Genomic DNA, 25,714 nt, shown 5'->3' with positions numbered 1-25,714 from the left:
CCGCTTTTGTCTATATTTATTAACGTTGGCCGGCAATTATTATTTATTGCTTTAATTAGGAATGACTGCGCACTCATTCTTTGTCTTCTTTTGGTCAGAAGAAAATCCACCGTATTACCCAACTTATCAACAGCTCGATATAAGTAACACCAGATACCTTTTACCTTTCTATAAGTTTCATCCATTCGCCAGCTGGCTCCTACTCTATTCTTTCGCTTTTTGATTTGTGATTCAATCAAAGGTGCAAATTTAAACACCCAACGCTGAATCGTAGCATTATCAACTGCTATTCCAAGCATTTTCATTATGTACTCAACTTCCCTATAACTTAATGTAGATCTCAATTTGAATTAAACGGCCTGAAGAATAACAGCTTTGGGATAACAATGACCTTTGGTTTTCATTTAATATATTTTGAACCTCTAAAGATAATAGTTATTAAACAGACGCGACAGAACCGAAGTGTTTTACTGTAGCATATTTTGCTACAATGTAATATTATTTATTACTTTTGTTCACAAATAATACTCGTTCACGTTTTCGTGAACGTAAAAAAAAAGTGAACAATGAATAAGCAAGAGATAATTCATAACGCATTAAATAATATCCTGACTACAGCAAATATTAAAGGTACATGGAAGGACATGGATGACAAAAATCAGATTGATGGTCAACTACAATTAAAAATAGAGAACCAGACAATTGATCTTTTTGCGGAAATAAGAACCGAAATAAGAACGATCCATCTTCAAAAAATACAAGATCAAGCCAAAGAATATAATCCATTCATTATAATGGCACAAAGAATATTTCCTAAAATAAAAGAGGAACTCCGTAACAGAAACATTGCGTATTTAGAAGCTAACGGAAATATATTCTTGAAAGAAAAGGGCGTTTTTGTATGGATCGATACCAACAAACTTGTTGAAATTAAAAATAGAACAACAAATCGAGCATTTACAAAAACGGGATTAAAAGTATTATATCAATTTCTAATAAATGAGCAGTGGATAAACTATACCTACAGACAAATTGCAGAACAAACCAATACTGGAATTGGAAATTTAAATAACATCTTTACAGGTTTAAAACAAGAAGGATACCTATTACAGATAAACAAGCAGCAATATAAAATTGAGAATAAAAAAAAGTTACTGGAAACATGGATAATGGAATATGAAAAACGCCTAAAGCCAACATTAACAATCGGAACATTTCGCTTTTTAAAAGAAGATGATTTCTATAATTGGAAAAATCTAAAGCTACAAAAGGGTAAAACATGTTGGGGTGGCGAACCAGCAGGAGATATATTTACAAATTATTTACGTCCTGAAGAATTGACCATATACACAACGGAAACAAGAGGAGACTTAATGAAAAATTATCGCTTGGTTCCTGATATAAATGGAAATATATTAATTTTAAAAAAATTCTGGGAGTATGATGAGATAAATGATAATGTGGTTCACCCATTATTAGCTTATGCCGATTTGATAAATAAAGGAGACAGAAGATGTACAGAAACAACACAAAAAATATACGATGAGTACTTACAAGATAAATTTTAAACAGTTACGCCAAGAACCTCATATTTCATAAATATTATATGCATTAGAACGAGGATTAAACAAATACAATATCGATTTCTATTTGGTTGGGGCTGTAGCTCGTGATGTGTGGATGAGTGCTATAAATGGTATTCCTCCTACTAGAATTACAGGAGATATCGATTTTGCTATTTTTATTGACGACAAAGGCACCTATGAAAAATTAAGAAACTATCTTATAAATACCGAAGGATTCTCACCATATTCAACTAATAATTTTGTGCTAATTTGGAAAAAAGTAATACAGGTTGATTTGCTCCCATTTGGCGCTATCGAAGATAAAAATACAAAAGTATCAATTGGAGATGTCGGATTAACCAGTTTGAATATGCCTGGCTTCAAAGAAATTTATGATGAAGGATTACCCGAATTAGAACTAGAAGAACAACATCGTTTCAAATTTTGTACGTTACCTGGAATAGTAATTTTGAAATTAATTGCTTGGCAAGACAGACCTGAAATAAGGCGAGATGATATTAAAGATATTAGTAAGGTCCTAGAGCATTTTTTTGAAATGTATGCGGACGAAATCTATGAAAACCACAATGATCTTTTTGGTGATGACAAACTCGACCTAAATCTTATTGCCGCAAGAGTAATGGGTAGAGAAATGAATAAAATTGCTCGTCGGAATGTATCCCTCTTTGATAGATTAAAAGAATTACTCGAAGTCAATACAAATAACAGTGATAGTGCAATGGCTAAAATTATGATTGAATTTTACGGAAATACCATTGAAAATAATTTAGCAGTAATAGAGCAAATTAAAATAGGATATTTAGAATAACATTTCATACTACAAAATATTTAAGCTAATACAATTTTCAGTTATTTTATTTTACTATATTTATCAAACAATAAACCAAAACTTTGGAAGTGACCCTATGGGTGTCCCTGTTCTTAAATAGTATATCGTAAACCCTTATAATTACTGGGGAAAATATAAAGGCATCGGAACCTCTTTCTCCGCGGATAAGTTTTCAAAATGAAGTAAAACCCTTTAAACTCAACGTTTAAAGGGTTTTTTCTTTTTAACAATCATTCATTTTATTCATTATTTCTCAAAAAATAGGTGCACAATCGGTGCACAGGGACACTGAGAAAAACTGGTGCACCGATTTTCTTCTTAATCCCAATAGATAAAGGGGTTCAAAGAATGAACATCTTGACTTGTATTGACAATTAAAGTAAATTAATTATCAATTAAAGGCTACCATCATGAAAACAAAAATCACCGTACTGTATTATTTGAGAAAATCAAAAGTCAATGCACAAGCACAAATGCCAATTTATCAACGCATAACTATCAACGGCCAACGCTTTGATTGTAGCTCCGGTCATTATGTAGATGAAGCCAAGTGGTCTTCAGAAGCATCGAAAATGAAAGGCAATACCGAGGAAGCTCGTATGATAAATGGTCAACTTGATCTGATGAGAGCAACCGTTTATGAAACTGAGAAAAAACTTTTCATGAACCAAGTTCAAATTACTTTCGAAAGTTTCAAAAATGAATACCAAGGCAAGAAAGAACGTGAGCGAATGCTAATCCCTATTTTCGTGGAGCACAACCGAAAAATAAAAGAACTGGTGGGACTTGAATACGCCCCCGGCACTTTAGAACGTTACCAGACTTCCCTAAAACACACCAAGAACTTCCTATTCTGGAAATACAACCTTACCGACATTAATATCGATAAGATTGATCACGCCTTTATTATGGAATATGAGTTTTATTTACGCAGCGTTAGAAAATGCAATAACAATACTGCTGTCAAATACGTAAAAAACTTCCATAAAATCATAAACCAATGTTTAGCCAACGGATGGCTTAACAAAGACCCTTTTGTGAATTATAAAGCAAAAGTAAAAGAAGTGATTAGGGAATTCCTTTCAGAAGCGGATATTGAAAGTATGATCAATAAGAAATTTGTGTCAGAGCGATTGGAATTAGTTCGCGACATATTCGTTTTTAGCTGTTTTACGGGTTTAGCATACATCGATGTGAAGCAACTCACAAAAACCCATATTAGCCTTGGTATTGATGGCGATAAATGGATTTTTACCACCAGACAAAAAACAGATACCGCCTCCAAAATTCCATTACTGCCCATCGCACAGCAGATCGTCGACAAATATGAAAACCATCCCGTATGTCTAAATGAGAACCGCCTCTTGCCTATTTTGAGTAATCAAAAAATGAATGCCTATTTAAAAGAAATTGCCGATGTCTGTGGAATTAACAAAGACCTTACTTTTCACATCGCCCGACATACTTTTGCCACAACGGTTACTCTTTCTAATGGCGTTCCAATTGAAACGGTGAGTAAAATGCTCGGACATACCAATTTGAAAACGACTCAACATTACGCAAAGATTCTGGATCATAAAATCAGCAATGACATGATGATTTTAAAGAAAAAATTTCACAATACAAAAAACGAATTATCTAACAAGTCAGGGCAAATGAAGGCGTAAACTAACATATAGCAATAAATTATAAAAAATTTAACTTCCATATCAGATTTACCGTAATAAAAAAAGCATAGTTTAGATTAATATTTGACACCTAATTTATTACTATATGCAGGGATGTTGTACTGATTTCTTTTATGAATTTGAATTGGAAGTTGAACATATTAAAAAAACAAACGCAAACCCTATCACTCAGGCAAAATTGGCTCTAGAGTATATCGAAATAAAACTCAAAGAACTTTTCCTGTGGTTAGAAAAATTTATATTCAATTCGAAAGAAGATGAAATTCACTTTTTTAAGGAACTGAAATTTAAAATAACTTCTAAGTATATTTTCTTTAACCGAATCTTGGATATCGAATCCAATTCTCCATCCAATAGCAAAAAACTTAAAATTAGGCATTACGAAAAAGCGCTAAACAATTGTTTTCAATTTTCAAAACAGGACAAAGAATTTTATAAATACTACCGCTCCGGTAGCAGTCACAATGATCATTTTTATTTCGTCAGAAACTCTGAAAAACAGACACCCAATCTGGATATCAGTTTAATAAATTTCGATAAAAAACTATGTACTTCACATGATGTGAAGGTTGCCAACATTATTGCAAATGATATATTGGAAATATACTTGGAGGAAAAGATTGAAGAAATAAACAATAGTTGCAATTCAAATCATCATAATGTAAAATCAAACCTCAACTGGACGGGTTCCAAGATTGAAATGGTGGAACTTATTTATGGTCTACACAACCTAAAAATGTTCAATGGTGGAAATACAGACATCAAGGAAATTGCAAATCACTTTAGCAAAACGTTCAATATTGTTTTAGACGACAGCATATACCGCAGCTTCCAAGATATTAAAAACAGAAAAACGATAAAAACAAAATTCTTGCATTCCTTGTCCGAGAACTTCAACAACAAAATAATAGAAGAAGAACAAAACTAAATCCAGGTCTTCAACTTGGATTTAGCGACCTACAATCACCCACCTTGGGCGCACCTTGGGCTAGCATTCTTTTACAGACCATTTAGGTTAAAAACTTATCAAAAAACCAATTCCTAAAAAACGCGTTTTGGAATACCTCCATAAAATCCAGCTCAATAAACAAAGGGGAATCTATTAATTTACCCTAAAATAACACCCACCTTGGGAACACCTTGGGCAAAGAAACCAATCAATTTAAAGTAATTTGTCTTATAACAATTTAAAACAAATTACGATGAACTTACATCCTAAAAAACTATTCCCTGAAGTAGAAAATTTAGAACTACTAAACCACCAACCCATTACAAAAAGAGACTTGCTAAACTTTAGCAACATCATCCTTTCTGAAATTAAAGAAATAGTGGGACTAAAAGAGCAGCCAACCCAATGGCTAAAATCCTCCGAAGTTAGAAAACTACTCAAGATCTCACCAGGTACACTGCAAAACCTACGCGTCAACGGAACACTAAATTACAACCGCATCGGAGGCATCCTATACTACAAATACGACGACATAGCCAAAATGCTTAATCAATAAAACTCTAACTCCTAACCTCTAATTTCGAATGAACTACATCAAACACCTCACTGGTTTTTTCAAAAAAACAGCGGCAATAGAAAACATCAATCCTTCTCACATAAGTCTGTATTTAGCACTCTTTCAGTGCTGGAACATCAATCGGTTCAAAAATCCCATCACCATCAACCGAGAAGAAATTATGATTTCGTCCAAAATAAAATCAAAAGCCACCTACCACAAATGCATGAAAGAGTTACAAGCTTTAGGTTTTATAAAATACACCCCATCATTCAACCCCTATTTGGGTTCCGTAGTAGAAATTCACAACCTGAGCGAAACAGCAAATACAAGTTCAAAAAATGAATCTACCTACTCAAAAAATGAACAGCCTATTGGTCAGGCAACTGAACAGGTTAATGGTCAGCTCTATATAGAGAATAAAAAAACATATAAAAACAATATAAACAATATAGAGAGAACACCCGAGTTTGAAATTTTAGATGATAATTTAATTTTAGAAAATCCAGAAAAAAATAAGAGAAATGAAATGCCTTTCGCATTCGCTGACTCCAAAAAAAATAAAACAGAAAATGGTCGGCAAAAAAGTTCCGCCAAAAAAGAAAAAGACAAAGCTGTCAACTCGAACGAAGCGCAGAACCCAACATTGGAATTAACCAAAGAGTATTTCAAGTTTCAAGAATATTCCGAGTTTGAAGCAGAGCGATTTTTTAATTATTACTCCAGCAACGGATGGCTCATTGGTGGGAAAACAAAAATGAAAGATTGGAAAGCAGCTGCACGAAATTGGATGATGAACACTAATAAATTCAATGCAAAAACGCCACAAAACATCCCAGTAAAAGAGCAAACGAGAGCCTATAATCTCCATATAGAAACCGACAAAAACTACGGAGAACCACTTTAACCTGAACTTGTTTCAGGTTCTCTAAGATTCGAAAGACATCTCTCACTTCCAATCTCTAACCTCTCACCCCCCACTATGACATCAAAATACAATTATCCAGAAATTATTGCTTGGTTAGAAAAAAAAGGCAAAAAGGATTTTGGAGACAAATTTCAATTCCTAGAACAAGACACGACCAACATCACAAAACTGATTTGCTATTTTCTGGATGATGAATGTACTGCAGCTAACTTTGAAATCGACCTCAGCAAAGGAATTCTGCTTTCTGGACCAGTAGGCTGCGGTAAAACTTCTTTGATGGCTTTGATGCGCTACGTACCTCAACCTGGAAAAAAGTTCTTACTAAAAACCTGCCGCGACATTAGTTTTGAGTTCATCAAAGACGGTTACGAAGTGATTCGTAGATACAGCCATGGACATAACACGCATGCAGAACATAAAAACTACTGTTTCGATGATTTAGGCACCGAAAAGAACCTAAAATACTTCGGAAACGAATGCAATGTCATGGCAGAGATTATTCTTTCCAGGTACGACATTTTTATATCTAAGAAAATCTACACCCATATCACCACAAACCTCTCCGCATCCGAAATAGAAACCGCTTATGGAAATCGAGTCAGATCTCGTATGAGAAACATGCTGAACCTAATCGCTTTTGACAAAACGACCAAAGACAAACGGTAATAGCATCCATAGCTTATCCTGCCCGGAGCTTTTGTCGATCTGTCGCAAGATTACAACCAAAGTGGCTGTTAATTGTGAGGTTTAAATGTCCTTAGCTTCCGCAGTCGAGCGTCAAATGTTTGAAGAATACGAAAAAAGAAAAGCTGTTTGAGCGCAGCGAGTTCTTTTCTTTTAGTATTCGAAAACAAATTTGACCGACGAGGGAGAGCAGACTTGATTTTTTTGTTTCTTTTTTGATCAAGCAAAAAAGAAAAAACATTCATGAAAAAACAAATAAACTTATAAGAATCGTGAGCTTCCGCAGTCGCTTGTAAAACGCTTGAAAAATGCGTAAAGAGAAAATCTGTTCGAGCGCAATCACGAGAAGAGACAAACGTCACCATTCATTATTCACCATTCACTACAAAACATATGAAAAAAATCAACACCTTCTGGAACTGGTTCCAAGACAACCACCACACCATCAAAACCATAGTAAATCAAACTCCGGAAAACCAAAAACACATCACTTTTTGGATCAACAAAAACCTAAACTACTACTGCAGGGAATTAGATTTTATAATTGTCTTCCCGAAGAACTTAACACCTAAATTCGAATTCATTATTACAGCCAATGGAAACAAAAACTATTTCCACGAGCTAATTACTTTAGTCGATAACGCTCCCCTACTAAAAAGCTGGAAATTCACCGCCTTTATTCAACCAACAACTGAAATAGACAAAATGATGAAGGGCTTAGACGAGCCTTACATTTTTCACGACATTACTTTAAAAATTAGTGAACTCAAATTCAAACCAATTCTGTACGATGAAAACATTGAAAAAATGGACATTATGATCTTTCTCAAAAACTACAACCTCCTTTGTGATACCAAAACATTGAAACAAGCTATCTACATTATTTTGCAAGAGTTACTTGGTGAAGAAAGATTATATCAAAAAATTAGCTTAGTCCAGTTAGCACAAACGACAAATAAGGAAAAGGATTTAATTCAGTTGTATGAACTACAATGGTATTTAGACGCTCTTTAAAAATAAGAAATAGCATTAAAAGTGGGTATTGCTATTTCATAATAATCAGCGTCTATTTACAATTCACCAACCAAAAGACTAGATGTCGTTTCTATGGAAATTAGCGACGCTACTACTATTATTAAAGATTTTAAAATTATAAAGAACCAATCTTACCTTTTTACTGTTAGACATGATTCATTAAGTACTTTGTTAGATCTTAATGCGATATCCCCTTATCAATTGTTGTTTTTTGACGAGTGTCAATTGTTTATAGGAGCAATTTGTAGTCTAGGTGCGCTGGAACAACTGTTTCTAAGTCAAACAGTAGCAAAATTCATCTTGTTGATCACCCATAAACAGCTGGACAAACTAGAGTATGTTGTAAGCTACGACCTGTATTAATATATCATCTAAAATAAAAAACTATGTTAGTATCGCAATTACAGTATTTACCAAAAGAAAAACAGTTCGAGATTTACTATAAAAGAGCAATAGAAAATTATGCTTATATAAATGAAGACGGAAAGAAAATTACGTTCAACTCTTCTTACGAAACAATCAAAAATGAGTTTAATCGATTAGATATAAATTGCATAGGTAAGACCATTGATGAACTATACGAAAATTTAAGAACTGTAGGCACTGCTCAACTATCTATAGGGGCTAACATAGACATTTTAAGAGGTAGATTTGGTTTACTATTCAAACATCTTGAGTACATTGAATTTTATCAATATGACTATGATTATGCAAAAATGCCGAGCGATGTACAGTATAAATTTGAGGTCATTAAGGATTTTAGTAACCTTATGAAAATTCATAATATTGAATCTTAATTAATTTGTAACCATACTAAAAACCCATAGTATTTATTATGTCTATTAAAGGCTTTGACTTGAGAAAAACATTTAATTAAAAAGGCTGAATAAGTAGGTAGGTGGAGAGACAAATAAATGCAGTAAAGTCCTAAATAAATTGAAATTACAGATCTTTTAGATTAATATTTCACATTCATTTTATTGAGCCCCCAAAGTAGCATTTCTTTAAAGTTTGGATAAATTATAATCAGGTAAAGTACACTAATAATCGCGCTAAATAATCCTATCTTTTTTGTCAGCTTTTTTGGAAGTGTTAAAGGAATTAGTAATAAATAAATAAGACCGACAGCAACCACACAAATGTACACGGACATATCTATATAGTTTGAATTAAATATTTTAGCAGTCCAGTTTAGAAAGTCAACACTTTTTTGAAATGCATAGTCAGAGTTTGCTCTTAAGCCTGGAAGAAGTAAAAAGAATAATAACGAGATTAAGGATAGAACATTAATCCAAATGCTTGTTTTTCTACTAATCAAATATATCCACGAGGCAGGTATCAGTATGTAGTAGACCAAAATATTAATTACATTATACGTAGTGCCGAATAGTGCAGCCATGCCAACAAGACCTCCCATCACAATCATGAAAATTTGATGAAATAGTGAGTCTGCGTGGTCAATCCAAAATTGTATGTCCATTACTGTTTTTTGTTATTTATGTTGCTAATTGGTTCAGACCTTTATTCGGGTCATTTTAGGAGCCCAAGGCTCCAAGGTCACATCTCAGTCCGCCTGATGTAAATCTGTTGTCACCACACGTTTTCATGTCGGTTTATTTATTTTTTCAATTGTCTTTTTAGGTCTTGTAAATAATGTAAACAATCCCAGAATTAGATTTCCACAAAACCAAGTCAAGAACATAAACACTAATACAAATGATATTCCAATCGCAGCTGATTCAAGTGTTCCTTGGCTAATAGGTGATTGAAGCCTGATCAATAGTCTAACAATCATATAGAATCCCCATATAAGATAGAAAATATTGAATCCGATAAATGAATAATTTTAGCTATGCCTACTTCTGGTTTAAGTCGTTTTTCGGCATGTTCCGCCTTTGCTTTAATAGCCGTCAATTATCGTAGACAATAAACAAAAATTCATAACACATCAATTTATCTATGTGTTTGTCCCAAAAACTATCTGTAAAATGTTGCCCAAAACAAGATTCGCAATTTAAATACTTACTAATAAGTATTTCATACAAATTATTAATAACTCTTAATATAGTAAAGAACGTGCTATTCATCGTAGTATACAATCCCCGCTTTTAGTGATATTTAACTTACAGATTTTTAAATACATAAACTCGCCATTATTGTGTTGTGAGCTAAATTATTACAATAATACAATAAATTATCATAATTGTTTTACGGGATCCCGCATCTGATTCTTTTTTACGTAGGTAGAATTTTACATAAGCAGATATCGAAGGAAAAATAATATGTTAAGCTTTTGAAATCTACGTTATTCAGAAGAAGTATATTAATTTAATACAATGGTATGAATTACAATGGTATTTAGACGCTCTTTAAAAATAACAAATATCACTAAAAGTGGGTATTGTGCAATCATTCCAAAAACCCCTTATTTTACAACCAAAGGACTATGATGCGATGCAAAACAAATTAAAATGGACACCTAATTAAATATTTATTTTCTCAAAATGAGGAAAACCGTAAAGTTGTAAAATTTATTGAGACTAAGTTTACAACGATTTTATAATTAAACACGATTTGTTTACTATTATTCTGAAATAAGTTGCTCTTTTAACATACCACAAAACGGTATCACATATGAAAAGATAAGCCAATTTTTCATAATATCTAATTAAAAATAATTTTACAAAAAAAATCGATTGATGAAAAGAATTTCACTTATTTCTAATTCCAGCATTCAGTATCATAAGTTTGAATCTGAAATCAATTTAGATTTTGCAAAGACTAATAAACTATATTTCCACCAACCATTTGACACAAACATATTAGATTTTACTCTAGATCCATTATTTAAAGTAACTATTGATGGTGATGAAAAATACTATCGAAAACAGGAATTACAAGACAAAGATTATATTGTAAATAATAAATTAAAAGAGGAAGTTGACTTAAACACTTGTAAGGAGATTGTTGATGTTTATGAAGCTAGTAATCTAAAAAAAGCGATAAAAAACTTCAAAAAAAAATGGATTCCGCTTCCATATTTCAAAGATAATTCTATCAATAAAGATGTGATGTACCCAACTGATTGGGCACGACTGTACTTTGATTGTGACGATGATTATAAAAAGGTGAAAATAGTTTTGGCAATAGACACCACACTAGCAAAAAACGAATCCGATAAAACAGGACCTCAATTAAGCTTAAATCCAGAAGAAAATATATTTAAAATTCATACTAATGAAATCAACATTAGTAATTTTTTATTCAGTACCAATGCATCAACATCATGGATTGAGGGCTATTTAGCCGACATGTTTTATGGTAAAAATGATGAATTGCGCTATGAGCAACCTATCAAACAATACATCTCCCATTATATACTTTTAGTAAAATGGATTGCGAGTTTAAAGGAAACACCCGAATTACAATTATTCACGGATGACACTAAAAAAATACCTGTTGATCTAGTTATAGATATTGGCAATTCCGCAACATGTGCTCTACTCTTTGAAAATCAGAATGATGATAATTTTACTTTTGAAAAAGTAAAAAAAATAATTATTCAAGATTATTCTAATCCACAGCAAGAATACAACCAGCCATTTCCCATGAATTTGGTGTTTAGTGAATCACATTTTGGAACCATCAACAAAGATAAATATCATAATAATAAATTTATAGTCCCAAGTTTTGTCAGAATTGGTTTTGAAGCAGAAAACTTAATTAACAATGCAAGTTTAAATCTAAATCTTGGGTACGAATTAAAAACGCACAATTCAAGTCCAAAACGCTATTTATGGGATACAAATCCAGCAGAAAAAGAATGGGAATTTTACCCTACTGATTTCAACAAAATCAAAAAGGTCTATCTAAGTGGTATTTCAGAGCAACTAAAAATTGATGGCGCATTAACTAATGGTGAAGTGTTTGGGTCAAAATCGTTGTTCTCACGAAATTCATTAATGAAGTTTGTCTTTTTGGAACTTTTAATTCATGCTTATGTTCAAATAAACTCCTATAAGTTTAGAGAAGAACATGGAAATTTAACTATTCCCAGAACTTTAAAAAGAATCACCATCTCTTGTCCTACAGGAATGATTCAATACGAACAAATTGCATTGAGAGAAGCAGCAGAGGACGCTTGTAAATTGCTGAACAATTATGTTAAATATTATTTTGATTCTAAGGAAAATAAATTTTGGTTTGAATTACCAGAGATTATTCCATCCATAAAAGATATTGCCAAAAAGTTACCCGATTTAGAAGAAAGAAAAGACTGGATTTATGACGAAGCAACAAGTTGTCAATTAGTATTTATTTACAGCTTATTGTCAAAAAAATTACAAGGAAACAATTATGTAATTGATAATTATTTATTCAAAAACAAAGATAAAATCACCATAGGTTCGATCGATATTGGCGCTGGAACGACTGATGTAATGATTAATAATTATTCTTTGAACAGCGCCAATAAAACGATAAACATTAAACCTGATCCCTTATACTGGGACAGTTTTAAATTGGCTGGTGATGATTTACTAAAAGAAATTATTCAACAAATAGTAATTGAAGGAGCTGCTCACTCTGAAGCTGAAAATGGATGCACAGGTGTGATCGAAAATCATGCAAAAGCAAAAGGAATCGAAGACGTATCCGAAAAATTGAATGGTTTTTTTGGTCAAGATTCTAATAATATGAGGTATGTTTCAAAAATGATGCGTAAAGCTTTTATTCATCAAGTAGCTATTCCTATTGCTCTATACTACTTAAATAATGCTAACAAAAACGAAGATCTTTCGGTTACATTTGAACAAATAATAGCTAAAGAATTTAAAAACAAAGAGCTCATCAGCTATTTCGAAAAACATTTTGGGTTTAATTTTTTGGAAATCAAATGGAAGATTAGTGCTCAAAAAGTAAATTCAATTGCTAGCGCTGTATTTGATAGTTTAATAAAACAGCTTTGCTTGGTACTTAATCAATACCAATGCGACTATATAGTCCTTTCAGGCAAGCCTAGTTCTCTAAACAGTATTGAGGAAGTGTTTTTAAAATACTTAGCCCTATCTCCCAACAATCTCATCAATTTGAACAACTACTGGATCGGTAAATGGTTTCCTTTCTCAGACAAACGAGGTTTTGTAGAAGATCCAAAAACGATGGTAAGTGTGGGCGCAATTATAGCACTCATGGCTGGTAAGCTCAAAAAAATCAATGATTTACAAATTGATACCGACCTGATAAAACAAAAATTAATTTCAACCGCAGACTACATTGTCAAGAGTAATTACAACATTAAAGAAGTGATTCTAACACCTAAAAAAAGCGAAAGTACGGTTCTGATCAACTCTTTTCCTTATCAATTTGGTTATGCTAAATACGTATCTAAAAATTATCCTGTATCAGATCTTTACAGCATTAATATTGATAATAAGGAAATTAGCAAAACCATAAAGACAAGGTATCCAAATAAAGACAATGTTTTTTATGACGAACAAATTAATGTTGAAAAAAATAAAATTTTCCAAAATTTACCATTGAAAATCACATTATCAAGAGACATTGATGAATCAAAAGAACAATTAAAAATCGAAAGTGTGGAAGACAACGAGGGTAATGATAAACCGAATAAATTTTTCAAACTAAACTATCAAACATTAGATAATGAAAACGGGTACTGGTTAGATACTTGCGAATTTATATTAAACGCTAGATAATTATAATATGAAACATTACTCAGAACAAGATATAGCCGTTTTAAAAGAAAACATTAGTTCAAATACAATTAAGTTGACTGAATCCATCAAATGGGTGGAAGACAATTTAAAATATGAAGAAAAAAATGCCCTTTTACTAAAACTTAAAAACGGATTAAATACGTTTAAAAAAGTATCTAACAATATAGATTCAAAACCTGTTATTGCTGTTTTTGGCGGTAGTCAAGTGGGTAAATCATATTTGATTAAAAATTTATTAAGTCTAGAAGGGCAGCCATTTGTTATTAGAAATAATAATAAAGAATATGATTTTCTGAAAGATATAAATCCTCCTGGTGTTGGTGCAGAAAGTACTGGTGTTGTTACTAGGTTCACGATAAATAACGAGCTTAAATTTGAAGATTTCCCAATAAAAGTGAAACTACTTTCTCCAAAAGACATTTTGATTATCATTTTGGATTCCTTCTTTCTTGATCTTAAAAAGATTACAGATTTTAAAAAAGCTAAAGATCTAGATTTACATATTAAACAATACGAATCAAACTATTCTAAACCTAAGCAAAATTGTCTTTCTGAATTTGATGTTCTGGAAATTAAAGAATATTTTGAGAATCATTTGAGTAAACATACGATCCTATTTGAAGGACTAAACGAATCTCATTTTTTTGAACGTATCGGTAAAATTATTGATGGTTATGATTATTCGGAATGGAAAGGCATTTTTGAAATTTTATGGAATAAGAACGAACATTTTTCGGCACTCTTTACCAAATTAATTTTAGACTTAAAGACTATCAGTTTTGACGCTGTAGCTTATTTATCTTTTAAAGAAGTACTTCGAGGCGAGGGGGAAATACTGGATGTAACACGATTAAAAGAATTATATTCTAGCAACAAATCAACAACTATTAAAAGAGCGAATGGAGATGCTATCAGAATCAATTTATCCTCCATTACTGCCCTTACTGCCGAACTTGTTTTTGCAATCCCAAACGAACTTACAAATAATAAAGAATTTCTAAAAAATTCTGATTTATTAGATTTTCCAGGTGCCAGAAGTAGGTTGGCAATTGAAATTGAAGATATTGATACCGAAATTATTCCTGATATGTTACTGAGAGGAAAAGTATCTTATTTATTTAATAAATACTCTGACGATTTCAATATAAATAATCTTTTGTTTTGTACCAATGATAAACAACTAGATGTAAATGAAATCCCATCCCTATTATTTAATTGGATATCAAAAAACATTGGTGGAAACGCTTATGATAGAAATAACGCACTTAAAAATGCCAATGTACCTCCCCTATTTGTCATATTTACTTTTTTCAACAATCAGTTAAAATTTGATACCACTAATGATTATGGTCATGTAAACACTGCCAATACATTAGATTATAAATGGGACACGCGATTCAATCGCTTTTTTGAAAACGAAATTGTAACGCAAACAAAAGACTGGCATATTGATTGGACGAAAGACCAACAAAACTTCAAAAACTTTTACTTATTAAGAGATTTTAAATATTCAACAGATTCATTTGATGGTTTTGAAGAAGTAGGCTATGAAGTAAAAATAAGACCCGAAAGAAATATATTTTTAGACAAACTAAAAGAGTCTTTTACAAACTTCAAATTTGTTAAAAATCATTTTGATTCCCCAGAAAAAAGCTGGGATATAGCGGCAAATTTAAACAATGACGGTTCGAAGTTAATAATTGATAATTTAACCAAAGTTTCCAATAATCTAACCAAAACCAATCATTACATAAATAAATTAAATAAGCTAGTTATAGATGTAAAAAATGACCTAAGCAAACACTTGCATACCGATGATCTAACTGTTCTAAGAGGGAATAGTATGAAGAGTGTAAATGAAATTCAATTTTCGTTTAATTCTATTCTTGCTAAAGATATAAATGCTTTCAATAAATTAGTTCAAAAACTTTCTTTGCAACCTGTTGAAATTTATAATTTACTGAATGAGAACATTGTAGTAGACATTAATGAAGCAAACTTAGAAAATTTTGATCAAGGCAACATCTTATTATCGCAATACCCTGAATTGAAAAATGTACATTCTTATGACGAAGCTATCGGAATTTTGAAACAAAATTTATGGCTGTCCTCAAACGAAGAAGTAGAAACTTTTCTGGCTGAAAAAGGGATTAAAAAAGAACAGCTATTCGCTAAAAAAGAAACCAAGTCAAAGGCGCAGTACTACACTGAACTACTATTGGAATATTGGAAAACAAAAATCACTAATCCAACTAACTTAGAATACTTCGTCCTTAATGGCTTAGGACAAAGCAGCATTTATTTTCTCGCTGATCATTTATCAAAAATTATTCAAAATAGAGACTTAAAAGCTAAACTAGAACGTATAGCAAATGATGTCGTTTCTGAAACAACAACAAATCGCGGTGTTGAAGAATTTTTGGCAGAAACGTTTTCATTATTAATTAATGAAATTGTCATCAACTTCGACAGCAACTATTTTACAGCAGAAGAATTAATCGAAATTGAAAATTTGAAAGCCAATAACAATTTTAAATTTTATAATAACACCATACCTACAGACCCAATAACCATTCAAGAATTATTTGAAAATAGTAATGACGAACGCTCTAGTGTGAACAAAATTGTTTTAGACAAATACAATAAATGGATTGAATACTTCCGAATTTCATTATTGGTGAATTGTGGATTTGTAAGTTATAATGAACAAGCAAACGACCAATTAAAAGAATTGATTATCAATTTTAATGAATTCAAATTAACTTAATTTCATGCATAAATTTCACCAAATACCCACAGATACATTTGTTCCTATTTCGCATGACAATAGTTATTTGTTTACTCATTATGAAAGAGTAGCCAACTTTCTAGCTTTTAATCTGGATAAAAATTACAAAAACATATTGGCAAAACCTGTACAAAATGGATTTGTATTTGACTGGTTTTCTAGTTATGAAAATTTGCGGAATAACAATGAAAAAAGCAAAGAGGAATCAGAAATTCAATTAGTCAAATATTGGGCATTTATAGATGTAATTAATTCCAAAATAGATCAATTGGCAAATTCAAGTGATGAAAACAATAAAAACTGGGCAAATCTTTTAACTAAAGTATTCAATCATAAAGACAATTTTATTTTCTCGAATGGAAATGATATTTGCATTGTTTGGGGTTGGAAATTTGATAATAATAAAAATTACAAGCCAAATTTTGTTTCAAAACCGACTGCAGCTACACCACCTCCGCTATATGATAAACAGGCCTTTTCTGAAACGCCTACAAACGATGCTGTTTTGAGTGAAGAAAATGAGGAAGAGCTAACCGAAGAAAATGCTTTAGAGGATGAAGTCGTTGAGGAAATACCAAGTGAGGAACTGCAAGAAGATCTTCCCGTTGAGCATTCTAGTTTTTTGAATTTTCTGAAATGGTTTGCTTCCCAATATTGGTGGCTACTCGTGGTTCTAGCGTCTCTAATAATTCTCGTTTTCTTATATAAAACAATACAATATAATGCTATTTAATAATGAAAGACTTTTTTTATAAATATTGGTATCTTTTTTACATTTTATTCTTCCTGTTATTGGGTGTTTTAATTTACGCCTTATTATGGCAACCCAATTTCTCGAGTTATACTACTCAAATCAATGATTTAAACCAACGTTTGATTGAATGTGAAAATAGGCCTGTAATTGATACAACTACCACTAATAGAACAATCATCGAATGTGATCAAACAGTAAAATCTGGTGGTCAAGGCATGACTGAGAATAGCCATGATTTAGGCAATAAACCCGGTAAGGTTGTTTTAGAATTTGATATGAACCAAATTCCCGATGAATTATTCGTATATCTTGATGGTTTAAAAGTTGCATCAACCAATGGTTTGGTTAGTGGACCTGGCTCCCTAGCATTTGATTTTGACCCAAATAAAAATAAATCTTGTACCGTCATAATAAAAGCTCCACAAGAAAATACAGAATGGAAATACTTAGTTAACTGCCCTAAATAATTAGCTATGAACTCGAATCCAAAATTTCCGCTTTCCTACTATCTTGTATTGTTTTTTGGTTTTATACTAATGATCTTATTTTGGATTATAGTATTAAAAAATACAGATAACATCATTCCTTATTCCATTCCTGTTGCTACTAATTTAACAGAAGTTGAATACTGGCGTCAAGATTATTTACCGGAACAACCTGCGCAAATTATTCCAATTGATACGACAAAAATTATAAATGATACTTTAAGTAAAAGAAGAATTGTTTCTAATCTAGTTAATATAGCCATAAAAAACTCAACAAATTCTATTGCGAAATTTGCTAACGAACTAAAACAAAAATATCCTTCAGACGAATACAATATTGTCTATATAGATAGCGTCGTAAACAGATTGCAGGTAGAACTGCCCGATAAAGAAAGAGTTCTTTTTAAAGCTGATGTTAAAGCAAAAATGAATCAATACAAACTATTAGTGTGGGATGAAACATTGTTTGATTACGTTAAAACTTTTAACGACCCAAAGCTAAAAGACAACAATGCCAGTTGGTATTTGAAAGCGATTAATATAAACAAAGCATGGGAGCAAACAACAGGAGACAAAAAGATTGTAATTGCAGTTATTGATAATGGCTTTGATTTGAATCATCCTGAATTGAAAGGTAAAGCGATAAAACCGTATAATGTAATTGATAAAACTGCTAATGTAAGTCCTAATAGAGAAAATCATGGAACCCATGTTGCCTCTACAATTGTGGCTATTGGAAACAACAACCAAGGATTAGTTGGCATTTGTCCAGATTGTTCCTTTATGCCTATCAAAGTAGAAGACCAAAACGGTATGATGTCTAATACTTACATCATTGATGCAATTCTCTACGCCATAAAAAATAAGGCTGATGTCATTAATTTATCACTTGGAATGCAAATCCCCATAGGTTTAAATATTCCGCTGCAAGAGCAAAAAGACTATATAAATTCAAATGCTAAAGATGAAGAAGAATTTTGGGATGATTTATTTAAGTACGCAAGTGATAAAAATGTAAGCTGTGTTTTAGCGGCTGGAAACAGTAATATAATGACTGGTTTTGACCCTTTTCAAAGGGCTAAATCAACTATTAAGGTAGGTGCAGTAGATCAAAATGGAACAAAAGCTGATTTTTCAAACTTTGGTAGTAACACCACCATTTATGCTCCAGGAACAAATATTTATGGCGCAAAACCTGGTAACAATTATGAAGTATTAGAAGGAACCAGTATGGCTGCTCCCATTGTTTCAGGATTCGTTGGTTTGATAAAATCAAAGAACAATAATATTTCAAATCAGGATATTCTAAAAATTTTAAACGCAAATACCATCAATAAAAATAACCTTAAAATTCTAGATGTTGTAAGTAACATCAATTAACTTTTTAGAACTTAAAAATAAACAAATCAATTAATAATTTAATGAAACAGCAAAATTTTTTATTCGTAGACTTAATATCCTCTATCTTTCTGTTAGTGCTTCTAATAGGTAATTTTATGGGATTATTGTACATCACAGATGGTAGTCTTGTCATCAGTATCCTTGGAAGTTTGTTCCTTGTAGTGTGTTATTTCTTTGTCGTACAGCTATTAAAGAAAAACAAAGAAGTTATGTTTAGGAACAAATTTCTACATGGCTCTTTATTGTTTTGGGCTTTCTTTTTATTCTTGGGTTTTATTAGTTTTAATCTAATGTCACATTTTATTAATATTGAATACAATTGTAAAGAAAAAATTAAAACTGAAGCTACTACAAAAATAAGATTGGTTGAAAACATGGCAGCTGTTTATAAAAAAAGAGCTAAAGATGATGTCCTTGATTATGAAGCTAAATTAAAAACCAAATTAACACAATATAAGGCTACTAAGAATAATGCTTTAAGAAATGAACTAGCAGTAGAACCTTATAAAGTTGATGCTAGAGTTCTAAATGACCCGGCTTATATAGATGTGAACCAAGTGGCTAATGCTAAAGTTGCACCATATCAGCTAAAAATAGAAAATAACATAACCAATATTGAAAAAACTATAAGTCTAAATAGCAAGAAATACCAAAGCGTATTTGATAATTGGAAAAGATTAAGTCTAGTCGCTACCTATTCTAAATTAAACGAATACGTAGAGGCAAATATTAAATTGATTAATTCAAAAATTGAAGAACTACCGCTTGATAAAACTTTACTTAACGTATCCTATAATAAAAAACAATTACCTCTTAATAGTCCAAGTAAGTTGAATAAACTTTTCCCTCCAGATCTTGCACTTCCTTTAGCTATCATAATAGTAATTCATATCTTTATTTTGATACCTTTTTTATCGCATAAAGTTAGAGGCTACAGAAATAGCGCTTCTAGAAGCAGCGGACCAATAAGCAATGGTGGCAATCAACTAAGAGGTGGACATATAGAATTATAATAAATACAACCATGGATATACATAGAAAAAACATATTACTACAAAATTGTAATACTTTAGAAACAGGCCAGATCATTGAAATCGTACAGACTGGCGAAATAAGTATTGATGAGTTCAGAACAGCTGGATTAAATCAAGAGAAAATTAATCAAATCATAAATGCTCTTACTAGTAAAGAACAAGCACAAAATAATGCAAATAAGAAACAAGAATATCTAGATAAAGCTATTAAAGGTAGAGTTAGTGCCGATCAAATTAAAGCAAATATCAATAATGGAAATTATTCATTTGACGATTTATTAGATGCTGGTATTAATACTAGAGTTGTAAATTCTTTAAAACATTATTGTAATTCAAGTAGAATTACAATGTTTAAAAACATCAATCAACTTCCTCCCATGGAAGAAGGCAGAACTGATGTTTACTTTGTGGGGGTTCCGGGATCTGGAAAGTCAACTATGCTATCCGGTTTGTTAAACATAGCCAATAAAGATGGTGTTTTAATGCCTGACACCTACAATAACGATGGAAGCATATATCAAACTCAATTAATCTCTGATTTAAACAGAGGAGTTTTACCTAATGCTACAGCATCCGGCTCCTACAATTACGTTGCATTATCAATTAAAGATGAATCGGGTGCAAAACATCCTTTTAACATAGTGGAAGTACCTGGGGAAAACTATGTAAATATGTTCAACAATGGCGATGTTGGGGAATTTCTAAATTACATTTCGAATAAAAACAAAAAAATATTAATTTTTGTTATTGATTCTCTGGCACATGATACAGGTTATAATGATTCAACCAGCCAACTCGATCAGAATTTAGTCTATGTAAACATTTTAAACATGTTTAAATCTAATGGAATATTAGAACAAACAGATGCAATTTATCTTGTTGCAAATAAGTTTGACGCAATCAAGGAAGGCAGGTACGCAACAAATAATTCAAGTGACGATGATTTAGCACTAGATTTTCTTCAGGATGAATTCAAAAACTTGATAGAAAATTGCAAAGATGCACGAGAAAGTTCCAGAAATAAATTCAAAATAAGAGTACTGCCATTTTCTATTGGTAACGTTTCCTATACTTCTATAATCGAAAATTTCAATAAAGAACACGCCAAAGTTGTAATCGACAGACTAGTTGATGATTCTTTTGTGGTGAGGGGTTCAAAGTTCAAACTCTTCGGATAATATAGTCTTATACGTACTTAATAAAAAGTAAATCATGAAACAATTTGGATTAATCATACAAGAAACAACCGCCGGTTCTAATCAGCAATTTGTTTCTTCGTATCTAGATATTAACAGTCCTGAAATAAAGGAAACAATTACTGACGAAAGGACATTAGCTTCTCAATTAGCTAATTTATCAGATGTATATTCCGTACAAATAACCCAGAACTACAAAGTATATTCATTGATAGTAACAAACCTGACTGACTTCTTAGGTCGTTCGGGTTATTATGCGATACGATTGTATGGGCCAAAAGAGGTTAATCTTACCAATTTTGAAAATATTCTGGCGAGTATAAAGGAAAAATACAATACATACACAAAATCAAATACTTTAAACGATCAGAATTACGATACTATTTTATCCAGTATCTTGATTGTAGAAAACGATAAAAAAGCGTTACTTTCTTTGAAAAGTGATGCCAATTGCTTCTATTATTTTGATGAAACAAATTCTGCGTTAAGTACTGTTTTTAATACCAGGGGAATCCACTTAGTTCATAAAGTATATGCTTTTAACAAAAACAGAGCCGTCCCTGAAGCTATTGCATTAAGTTCAGGTCTTAAGGCTTTTAGCCAAATTAATACCTCCCAAAAAGAAATTAATGTAATTAATAATCACAGTCTATTAAAAGAGTTAAAAATCAATGATAAAAATGTAGATTTTAATCCTCACCTCTCCGAGTATAATATACTCTGTCAGGCTAATGATATCGTAACCTACAATACAACTGAAGACAAAAATTTCAAGATACTTAACGGCACATTCTTGTCAATTGAAAAAAAATATGTACAAAGAAAGACTCCCATAGGACGGCCTAAGCAACCTAGTTTTATTGATGAATATGGCACCTATTTGATAATTGTTTTAATGATAATATGTTTAGGAAGTGGGAGCTGGTATTTCTTTTTAAGAGATAATAATATAAGTACTCCCTATCGACCACAAAACCCGATTTCCAACCAAGAGGCGAATCAAAATAACTCCACAACAGCATCGGAGATAACTTTTAATTTTGAAGGCCCTGAAAAAGATTCCGTTTTTAAAACAAACTATCCGAAGTTAGATCAATACCGTTTTAAATTCGATAATAAAAAATGGTCTTATAAAAACAAAGACGGGAAAGACATTTACACTGATTTTTATATTGAAACTATTGAAGAAATAAATAAAAGCAAACCTTTAAATTTTAATGACAAGCAAAAACTACAATTTTTAAATAGTCTAAAGGAGAAGTCAGATCAAGAAATTTTGAAAAAGGAAACCTCAGAAAAAGTAGCGCCAACAATAAAGGAACCAATTAAAAAACCAGCTCAGACAGTTAACAATAAAAAAACTGATGAAAAGGCAAAAGCAGTTGCACCTAAAAGCGAAACCGAGTCCAACAAAAGGTCTCTAGAATCTAAAATCTAATTTCATGATAAAAATAACAGAAAAAAACAGAAGCATCGTCTTTTTAGCAGGAACCATATTGATTGGAATTTTGCTAATTGGAGCGGTAATGTATATCGAATATGATGACGTTGAAGATATTGAAATAGTGAACGAACCACCATCAACTACTTTTCCAATTCTTGAGAAAAAGATAGCTAACTTAAAGCAACAAAATTTTAATCCTACCAGCTATAGCACACTCGCTACAGAAATTGATGCTTCCTATCAACAAGGATTAATTAATAGTTCGGCTAAAACGAATTTAATTACCAATCTAACCTCTGTTTATAGTGGTTTAGTTTACAATCAATGTGGATTTTTCTTAGCAGGTACTAACGCGAATTCAAGTACTGATGTTTTAAACTGGTTAGCTCAGCTAGAAAGAATCAGTGCAAAAAATGTAAAAATTGACAATTATAGAAATCAAATTAAATGGTATCAATATTATTCTTTATCGTTGCCCACAAAAGTAAATAATTTCATAAGACCAGGGATTACTAATTACGATGAGGCTACCTATAAGGTTCTCAAAACTGAAGTGCAACAAATGCCAAATCTAAAACCTGAATATAAAAATAAGGCAAAATTCAGCAAAATAAGAACCGAGTTAACTGCTAAATTGGAACGCTTTAATACTCAATTTTATACTTCTGAATAATTTTTCGAAACGTATAATAGTTGAATGAATAGAAGAGAAGATGAAGATTTTATGATTTCGAAATAAAACCAAAAAAGTAAGATAATTAAATACATCCACAATAAACGATACTTAAAATATGGAAACAGTAGAAGGTTTAAACCAGTTGATTCATAGAAGGCTTATAGAGAAAAATGGAAATGTCAAGTTAACCGAAAACAATGATATTGTAGAATATGGTAAAGCTTTAGGCATCCCAGAAAGTCAGTTAATATTTAAAATTATTGACGTAACAGAAACGATAGATTGGGCCGAGGTAGAAAAAAAGAAACAACAGGAAAAGACATCTAGGGAAGAAATTTTAAATTCAACAGCTACTAGCGCAAATACCAAACCAACAACTAACATTGTGTATTGTACTAACTGTAATGCTGCAAATGAAAAAGGAGTAGCGAATTTTTGTGAAGAATGTGGTTCAGAATTAAAACCAGAACCACAATCACAACCCGTATATGTGCCAGAGCCGGTATACGAACAAAATAGATATGTTGAAACGGAACCGGAAGCATCCAGTAGATCTAAAGCCCCTATTTTCATTGGGATTTTTAGCGTAATTGCTGTGCTAGTTTTAGGATATTTCTTTTGGGGTAAAGATTATTTAAGAGATAAAAATGCGACACGCATGTATAGTTTTGCCAACTCATTAGCACTGCGCTCCAGCCCTGCTGGAGGTGGAGATTATAATATGATTGGTAACATTCCTTATGGTTCAGAAGTGCTTGTTTATGATAACGGTGTAGATTGGGTAAATTGTAAATTAGATGGACAAGAAGGATATGCTTCTCCAAAATATCTTTTAAATAAAATGGACTTTCAAGAGTTAAACGCCATTTTAGCTGATGTAGATACTCGAACTGCTGTAAGCCAGACACGTTTTAAGAAAGCATTATTAAACTACTTCAGGGATAATAATTTGATCGGAAAAATGGATGTAGAAATGCAGAAAGAAGTATATGGTACCGTAACCACAAGAGAAGTTTGGCAATTGTTTGCAAAAGCAGAAACAAATAATTCGAATACCGTTTATTTTTCTAAAAAATCAAAACAAAGCTCAAAGTTTAATGATTTTGCTTGTATCATTAAAAATAACACAACAAACGAACGAAAAATACTAATATTTAGCTTCGATGATAATGAAAGCCCAAAACTTGAAGCAGAAGATGCTGCACCAGCAAATGGTTATATCGCTAATGTTCAATATGATTATGATAGCTATGGAAATATATCCTTAACCCCTATGTATACATCATGGTAAAAAAGTTAAATAAACTATTAATTGTTTTCCCTTTGATATTGTTGATAGGAGTATCCTTTTGGTATTACAAAGAATTAAAAACGGTTAAAAATGCAAGCTTTATTATCATCAATAAAGCAGATATGACACTCTCTCAATATAATTACAAAGGAGAACTACTTCATAAATTTAGTGTTGCAACCGGCAAAAATTTTGGGGATAAAACCAAAGTTGGGGATTGTAAAACACCCGAGGGAGTTTTTACTATTGTAGAAGTAGTTGATGCTTCAACTTGGACGCACGATTTTAAAGATGATGAATTAGGAACAATAACTGGAGCTTATGGTCCTTATTTTATAAGATTACTAGTTCCAGGTCAAAAAGGAATTGGTATACATGGGACTCACGATAACACCTCTTTAGGAAAAAGAGCTTCAGAAGGTTGCATTAGATTAAACAATAAAGATTTAACTCAATTAGTAGAAAACATCAACACGAACGCTGTTGTTGTAATAACTCCCGGAATAGATGATGTTAGTATAAATAGCAATCCTAATTTATCTAACAACACAGACAAAGAAATAAAAAAAGAAAAAACAGTAGTTATAAAGGATAACACCTTAGTAGCTGGTAATAAATTAGTGCTAAAAAAATAACCCCAAAAAAGAGACGT

General features: G+C 31.7%; 23 protein-coding genes. 21 read left to right on the top strand and 2 right to left on the bottom strand.

Features of this window, described 5'->3' with window-relative positions:
* Nucleotides 1–299 (bottom strand): DDE-type integrase/transposase/recombinase (locus tag BLV35_RS18875; protein ID WP_245712112.1); only part of this gene is annotated, 299 nt, incomplete at its 3' end.
* A gap of 267 nt (nucleotides 300–566) precedes the next feature.
* Here BLV35_RS18875 and BLV35_RS18870 point away from each other — a divergent pair.
* The 10 genes from BLV35_RS18870 to BLV35_RS18820 all read left to right on the top strand — a co-directional run bounded on the left by BLV35_RS18870 (nucleotide 567) and on the right by BLV35_RS18820 (nucleotide 9,052).
* On the top strand, nucleotides 567–1,568 hold the full coding sequence (locus BLV35_RS18870) for a type IV toxin-antitoxin system AbiEi family antitoxin (protein WP_091093904.1): 1,002 nt from the start codon (nucleotides 567–569) through the stop codon (nucleotides 1,566–1,568).
* An 82-nt stretch (nucleotides 1,569–1,650) separates the two neighbouring features.
* Nucleotides 1,651–2,394, top strand: coding sequence for a hypothetical protein (locus BLV35_RS18865; RefSeq protein ID WP_218133019.1), 744 nt, complete (start codon nucleotides 1,651–1,653; stop codon nucleotides 2,392–2,394).
* A 431-nt stretch (nucleotides 2,395–2,825) separates the two neighbouring features.
* On the top strand, nucleotides 2,826–4,082 hold the full coding sequence (locus BLV35_RS18860; RefSeq protein ID WP_091093901.1) for a site-specific integrase: 1,257 nt from the start codon (nucleotides 2,826–2,828) through the stop codon (nucleotides 4,080–4,082).
* Nucleotides 4,083–4,188: 106 nt separating this feature from the next.
* Nucleotides 4,189–5,031 carry an RteC domain-containing protein gene (locus BLV35_RS18855; protein WP_091093899.1) on the top strand — a complete coding sequence of 281 codons (843 nt, stop codon included), beginning with the start codon at nucleotides 4,189–4,191 and terminating at the stop codon, nucleotides 5,029–5,031.
* 274 nt (nucleotides 5,032–5,305) lie between these two features.
* Nucleotides 5,306–5,608, top strand: a complete 303-nt coding sequence (locus BLV35_RS18850) for a helix-turn-helix domain-containing protein (RefSeq protein ID WP_016989858.1) — start codon at nucleotides 5,306–5,308, stop codon at nucleotides 5,606–5,608.
* 28 nt (nucleotides 5,609–5,636) lie between these two features.
* Nucleotides 5,637–6,515 (top strand): hypothetical protein, encoded by an 879-nt coding sequence (locus BLV35_RS18845; RefSeq protein WP_091093897.1) that lies wholly within the window; start codon nucleotides 5,637–5,639, stop codon nucleotides 6,513–6,515.
* A 75-nt stretch (nucleotides 6,516–6,590) separates the two neighbouring features.
* Nucleotides 6,591–7,202 (top strand): P-loop NTPase family protein, encoded by a 612-nt coding sequence (locus BLV35_RS18840; RefSeq protein WP_091093894.1) that lies wholly within the window; start codon nucleotides 6,591–6,593, stop codon nucleotides 7,200–7,202.
* Between the two features lie 411 nt (nucleotides 7,203–7,613).
* Entirely contained in the window at nucleotides 7,614–8,234 is a 621-nt protein-coding gene (locus BLV35_RS18830) for a hypothetical protein (protein ID WP_091093889.1), read from the top strand.
* A 93-nt stretch (nucleotides 8,235–8,327) separates the two neighbouring features.
* A complete protein-coding gene (locus BLV35_RS18825) occupies nucleotides 8,328–8,618 on the top strand; it encodes a hypothetical protein (RefSeq protein ID WP_091093885.1) in 291 nt (96 codons plus the stop codon).
* A gap of 23 nt (nucleotides 8,619–8,641) precedes the next feature.
* The gene (locus tag BLV35_RS18820) at nucleotides 8,642–9,052 is read left to right on the top strand and encodes a hypothetical protein (RefSeq protein ID WP_091093884.1); all 411 of its coding nucleotides are present in this window, start codon (nucleotides 8,642–8,644) and stop codon (nucleotides 9,050–9,052) included.
* Between the two features lie 161 nt (nucleotides 9,053–9,213).
* On the opposite strand, the gene BLV35_RS18815 is transcribed toward BLV35_RS18820, so the two are convergent.
* Entirely contained in the window at nucleotides 9,214–9,735 is a 522-nt protein-coding gene (locus BLV35_RS18815; protein WP_091093882.1) for a hypothetical protein, read from the bottom strand.
* 1,219 nt (nucleotides 9,736–10,954) lie between these two features.
* Here BLV35_RS18815 and BLV35_RS18805 point away from each other — a divergent pair.
* From BLV35_RS18805 to BLV35_RS18755, 11 genes are all read left to right on the top strand, one after another.
* The gene (locus BLV35_RS18805; RefSeq protein WP_091093880.1) at nucleotides 10,955–13,972 is read left to right on the top strand and encodes a virulence factor SrfB; all 3,018 of its coding nucleotides are present in this window, start codon (nucleotides 10,955–10,957) and stop codon (nucleotides 13,970–13,972) included.
* A gap of 7 nt (nucleotides 13,973–13,979) precedes the next feature.
* Nucleotides 13,980–16,760, top strand: coding sequence for a virulence factor SrfC family protein (locus BLV35_RS18800; RefSeq protein ID WP_091093879.1), 2,781 nt, complete (start codon nucleotides 13,980–13,982; stop codon nucleotides 16,758–16,760).
* A gap of 4 nt (nucleotides 16,761–16,764) precedes the next feature.
* Nucleotides 16,765–17,514 carry a hypothetical protein gene (locus BLV35_RS18795; RefSeq protein ID WP_091093878.1) on the top strand — a complete coding sequence of 250 codons (750 nt, stop codon included), beginning with the start codon at nucleotides 16,765–16,767 and terminating at the stop codon, nucleotides 17,512–17,514.
* A gap of 2 nt (nucleotides 17,515–17,516) precedes the next feature.
* The gene (locus BLV35_RS18790) at nucleotides 17,517–18,002 is read left to right on the top strand and encodes a hypothetical protein (protein ID WP_091093877.1); all 486 of its coding nucleotides are present in this window, start codon (nucleotides 17,517–17,519) and stop codon (nucleotides 18,000–18,002) included.
* Between the two features lie 6 nt (nucleotides 18,003–18,008).
* A complete protein-coding gene (locus BLV35_RS18785) occupies nucleotides 18,009–19,400 on the top strand; it encodes a S8 family peptidase (RefSeq protein ID WP_091093876.1) in 1,392 nt (463 codons plus the stop codon).
* Between the two features lie 41 nt (nucleotides 19,401–19,441).
* The gene (locus tag BLV35_RS18780) at nucleotides 19,442–20,434 is read left to right on the top strand and encodes a hypothetical protein (RefSeq protein WP_091093875.1); all 993 of its coding nucleotides are present in this window, start codon (nucleotides 19,442–19,444) and stop codon (nucleotides 20,432–20,434) included.
* Between the two features lie 11 nt (nucleotides 20,435–20,445).
* Nucleotides 20,446–21,633: a TRAFAC clade GTPase domain-containing protein gene (locus BLV35_RS18775; protein ID WP_091093874.1), complete on the top strand. Its 1,188-nt coding sequence runs from the start codon at nucleotides 20,446–20,448 to the stop codon at nucleotides 21,631–21,633.
* Nucleotides 21,634–21,667: 34 nt separating this feature from the next.
* Nucleotides 21,668–23,089, top strand: a complete 1,422-nt coding sequence (locus tag BLV35_RS18770; RefSeq protein WP_091093873.1) for a hypothetical protein — start codon at nucleotides 21,668–21,670, stop codon at nucleotides 23,087–23,089.
* Between the two features lie 4 nt (nucleotides 23,090–23,093).
* Complete coding sequence (locus BLV35_RS18765; protein ID WP_091093871.1) at nucleotides 23,094–23,768, top strand: hypothetical protein; 675 nt, start codon at nucleotides 23,094–23,096, stop codon at nucleotides 23,766–23,768.
* Between the two features lie 118 nt (nucleotides 23,769–23,886).
* Nucleotides 23,887–25,062, top strand: coding sequence for an SH3 domain-containing protein (locus BLV35_RS18760; RefSeq protein ID WP_091093868.1), 1,176 nt, complete (start codon nucleotides 23,887–23,889; stop codon nucleotides 25,060–25,062).
* Nucleotides 25,056–25,697: a L,D-transpeptidase gene (locus tag BLV35_RS18755; RefSeq protein WP_091093866.1), complete on the top strand. Its 642-nt coding sequence runs from the start codon at nucleotides 25,056–25,058 to the stop codon at nucleotides 25,695–25,697. Before BLV35_RS18760 ends, BLV35_RS18755 begins: the two co-directional genes overlap by 7 nt.
* The last annotated feature ends 17 nt before the right edge of the window (nucleotides 25,698–25,714 follow it).

Origin of the sequence: Flavobacterium gillisiae (assembly GCF_900107635.1) — a bacterium.
Taxonomy (GTDB): Bacteria; Bacteroidota; Bacteroidia; order Flavobacteriales; family Flavobacteriaceae; genus Flavobacterium; species Flavobacterium gillisiae.
This window is presented reverse-complemented; position numbering and strand designations above follow the sequence as displayed.

What these genes read in the sequence shown, in the direction of transcription:
- BLV35_RS18765 (WP_091093871.1), top strand. Translation starts at nt 23,094, where the DNA reads ATGATAAAAATAACAGAAAAAAACAGAAGCATCGTCTTTTTAGCAGGA.
- BLV35_RS18825 (WP_091093885.1), top strand. Translation starts at nt 8,328, where the DNA reads ATGGAAATTAGCGACGCTACTACTATTATTAAAGATTTTAAAATTATA.
- BLV35_RS18850 (WP_016989858.1), top strand. Translation starts at nt 5,306, where the DNA reads ATGAACTTACATCCTAAAAAACTATTCCCTGAAGTAGAAAATTTAGAA.
- BLV35_RS18800 (WP_091093879.1), top strand. Translation starts at nt 13,980, where the DNA reads ATGAAACATTACTCAGAACAAGATATAGCCGTTTTAAAAGAAAACATT.
- BLV35_RS18805 (WP_091093880.1), top strand. Translation starts at nt 10,955, where the DNA reads ATGAAAAGAATTTCACTTATTTCTAATTCCAGCATTCAGTATCATAAG.
- BLV35_RS18785 (WP_091093876.1), top strand. Translation starts at nt 18,009, where the DNA reads ATGAACTCGAATCCAAAATTTCCGCTTTCCTACTATCTTGTATTGTTT.
- BLV35_RS18855 (WP_091093899.1), top strand. Translation starts at nt 4,189, where the DNA reads ATGCAGGGATGTTGTACTGATTTCTTTTATGAATTTGAATTGGAAGTT.
- BLV35_RS18840 (WP_091093894.1), top strand. Translation starts at nt 6,591, where the DNA reads ATGACATCAAAATACAATTATCCAGAAATTATTGCTTGGTTAGAAAAA.
- BLV35_RS18820 (WP_091093884.1), top strand. Translation starts at nt 8,642, where the DNA reads ATGTTAGTATCGCAATTACAGTATTTACCAAAAGAAAAACAGTTCGAG.
- BLV35_RS18775 (WP_091093874.1), top strand. Translation starts at nt 20,446, where the DNA reads ATGGATATACATAGAAAAAACATATTACTACAAAATTGTAATACTTTA.
- BLV35_RS18760 (WP_091093868.1), top strand. Translation starts at nt 23,887, where the DNA reads ATGGAAACAGTAGAAGGTTTAAACCAGTTGATTCATAGAAGGCTTATA.
- BLV35_RS18795 (WP_091093878.1), top strand. Translation starts at nt 16,765, where the DNA reads ATGCATAAATTTCACCAAATACCCACAGATACATTTGTTCCTATTTCG.
- BLV35_RS18755 (WP_091093866.1), top strand. Translation starts at nt 25,056, where the DNA reads ATGGTAAAAAAGTTAAATAAACTATTAATTGTTTTCCCTTTGATATTG.
- BLV35_RS18780 (WP_091093875.1), top strand. Translation starts at nt 19,442, where the DNA reads ATGAAACAGCAAAATTTTTTATTCGTAGACTTAATATCCTCTATCTTT.
- BLV35_RS18870 (WP_091093904.1), top strand. Translation starts at nt 567, where the DNA reads ATGAATAAGCAAGAGATAATTCATAACGCATTAAATAATATCCTGACT.
- BLV35_RS18770 (WP_091093873.1), top strand. Translation starts at nt 21,668, where the DNA reads ATGAAACAATTTGGATTAATCATACAAGAAACAACCGCCGGTTCTAAT.
- BLV35_RS18845 (WP_091093897.1), top strand. Translation starts at nt 5,637, where the DNA reads ATGAACTACATCAAACACCTCACTGGTTTTTTCAAAAAAACAGCGGCA.
- BLV35_RS18860 (WP_091093901.1), top strand. Translation starts at nt 2,826, where the DNA reads ATGAAAACAAAAATCACCGTACTGTATTATTTGAGAAAATCAAAAGTC.
- BLV35_RS18815 (WP_091093882.1), bottom strand. Translation starts at nt 9,735, where the DNA reads ATGGACATACAATTTTGGATTGACCACGCAGACTCACTATTTCATCAA.
- BLV35_RS18790 (WP_091093877.1), top strand. Translation starts at nt 17,517, where the DNA reads ATGAAAGACTTTTTTTATAAATATTGGTATCTTTTTTACATTTTATTC.
- BLV35_RS18830 (WP_091093889.1), top strand. Translation starts at nt 7,614, where the DNA reads ATGAAAAAAATCAACACCTTCTGGAACTGGTTCCAAGACAACCACCAC.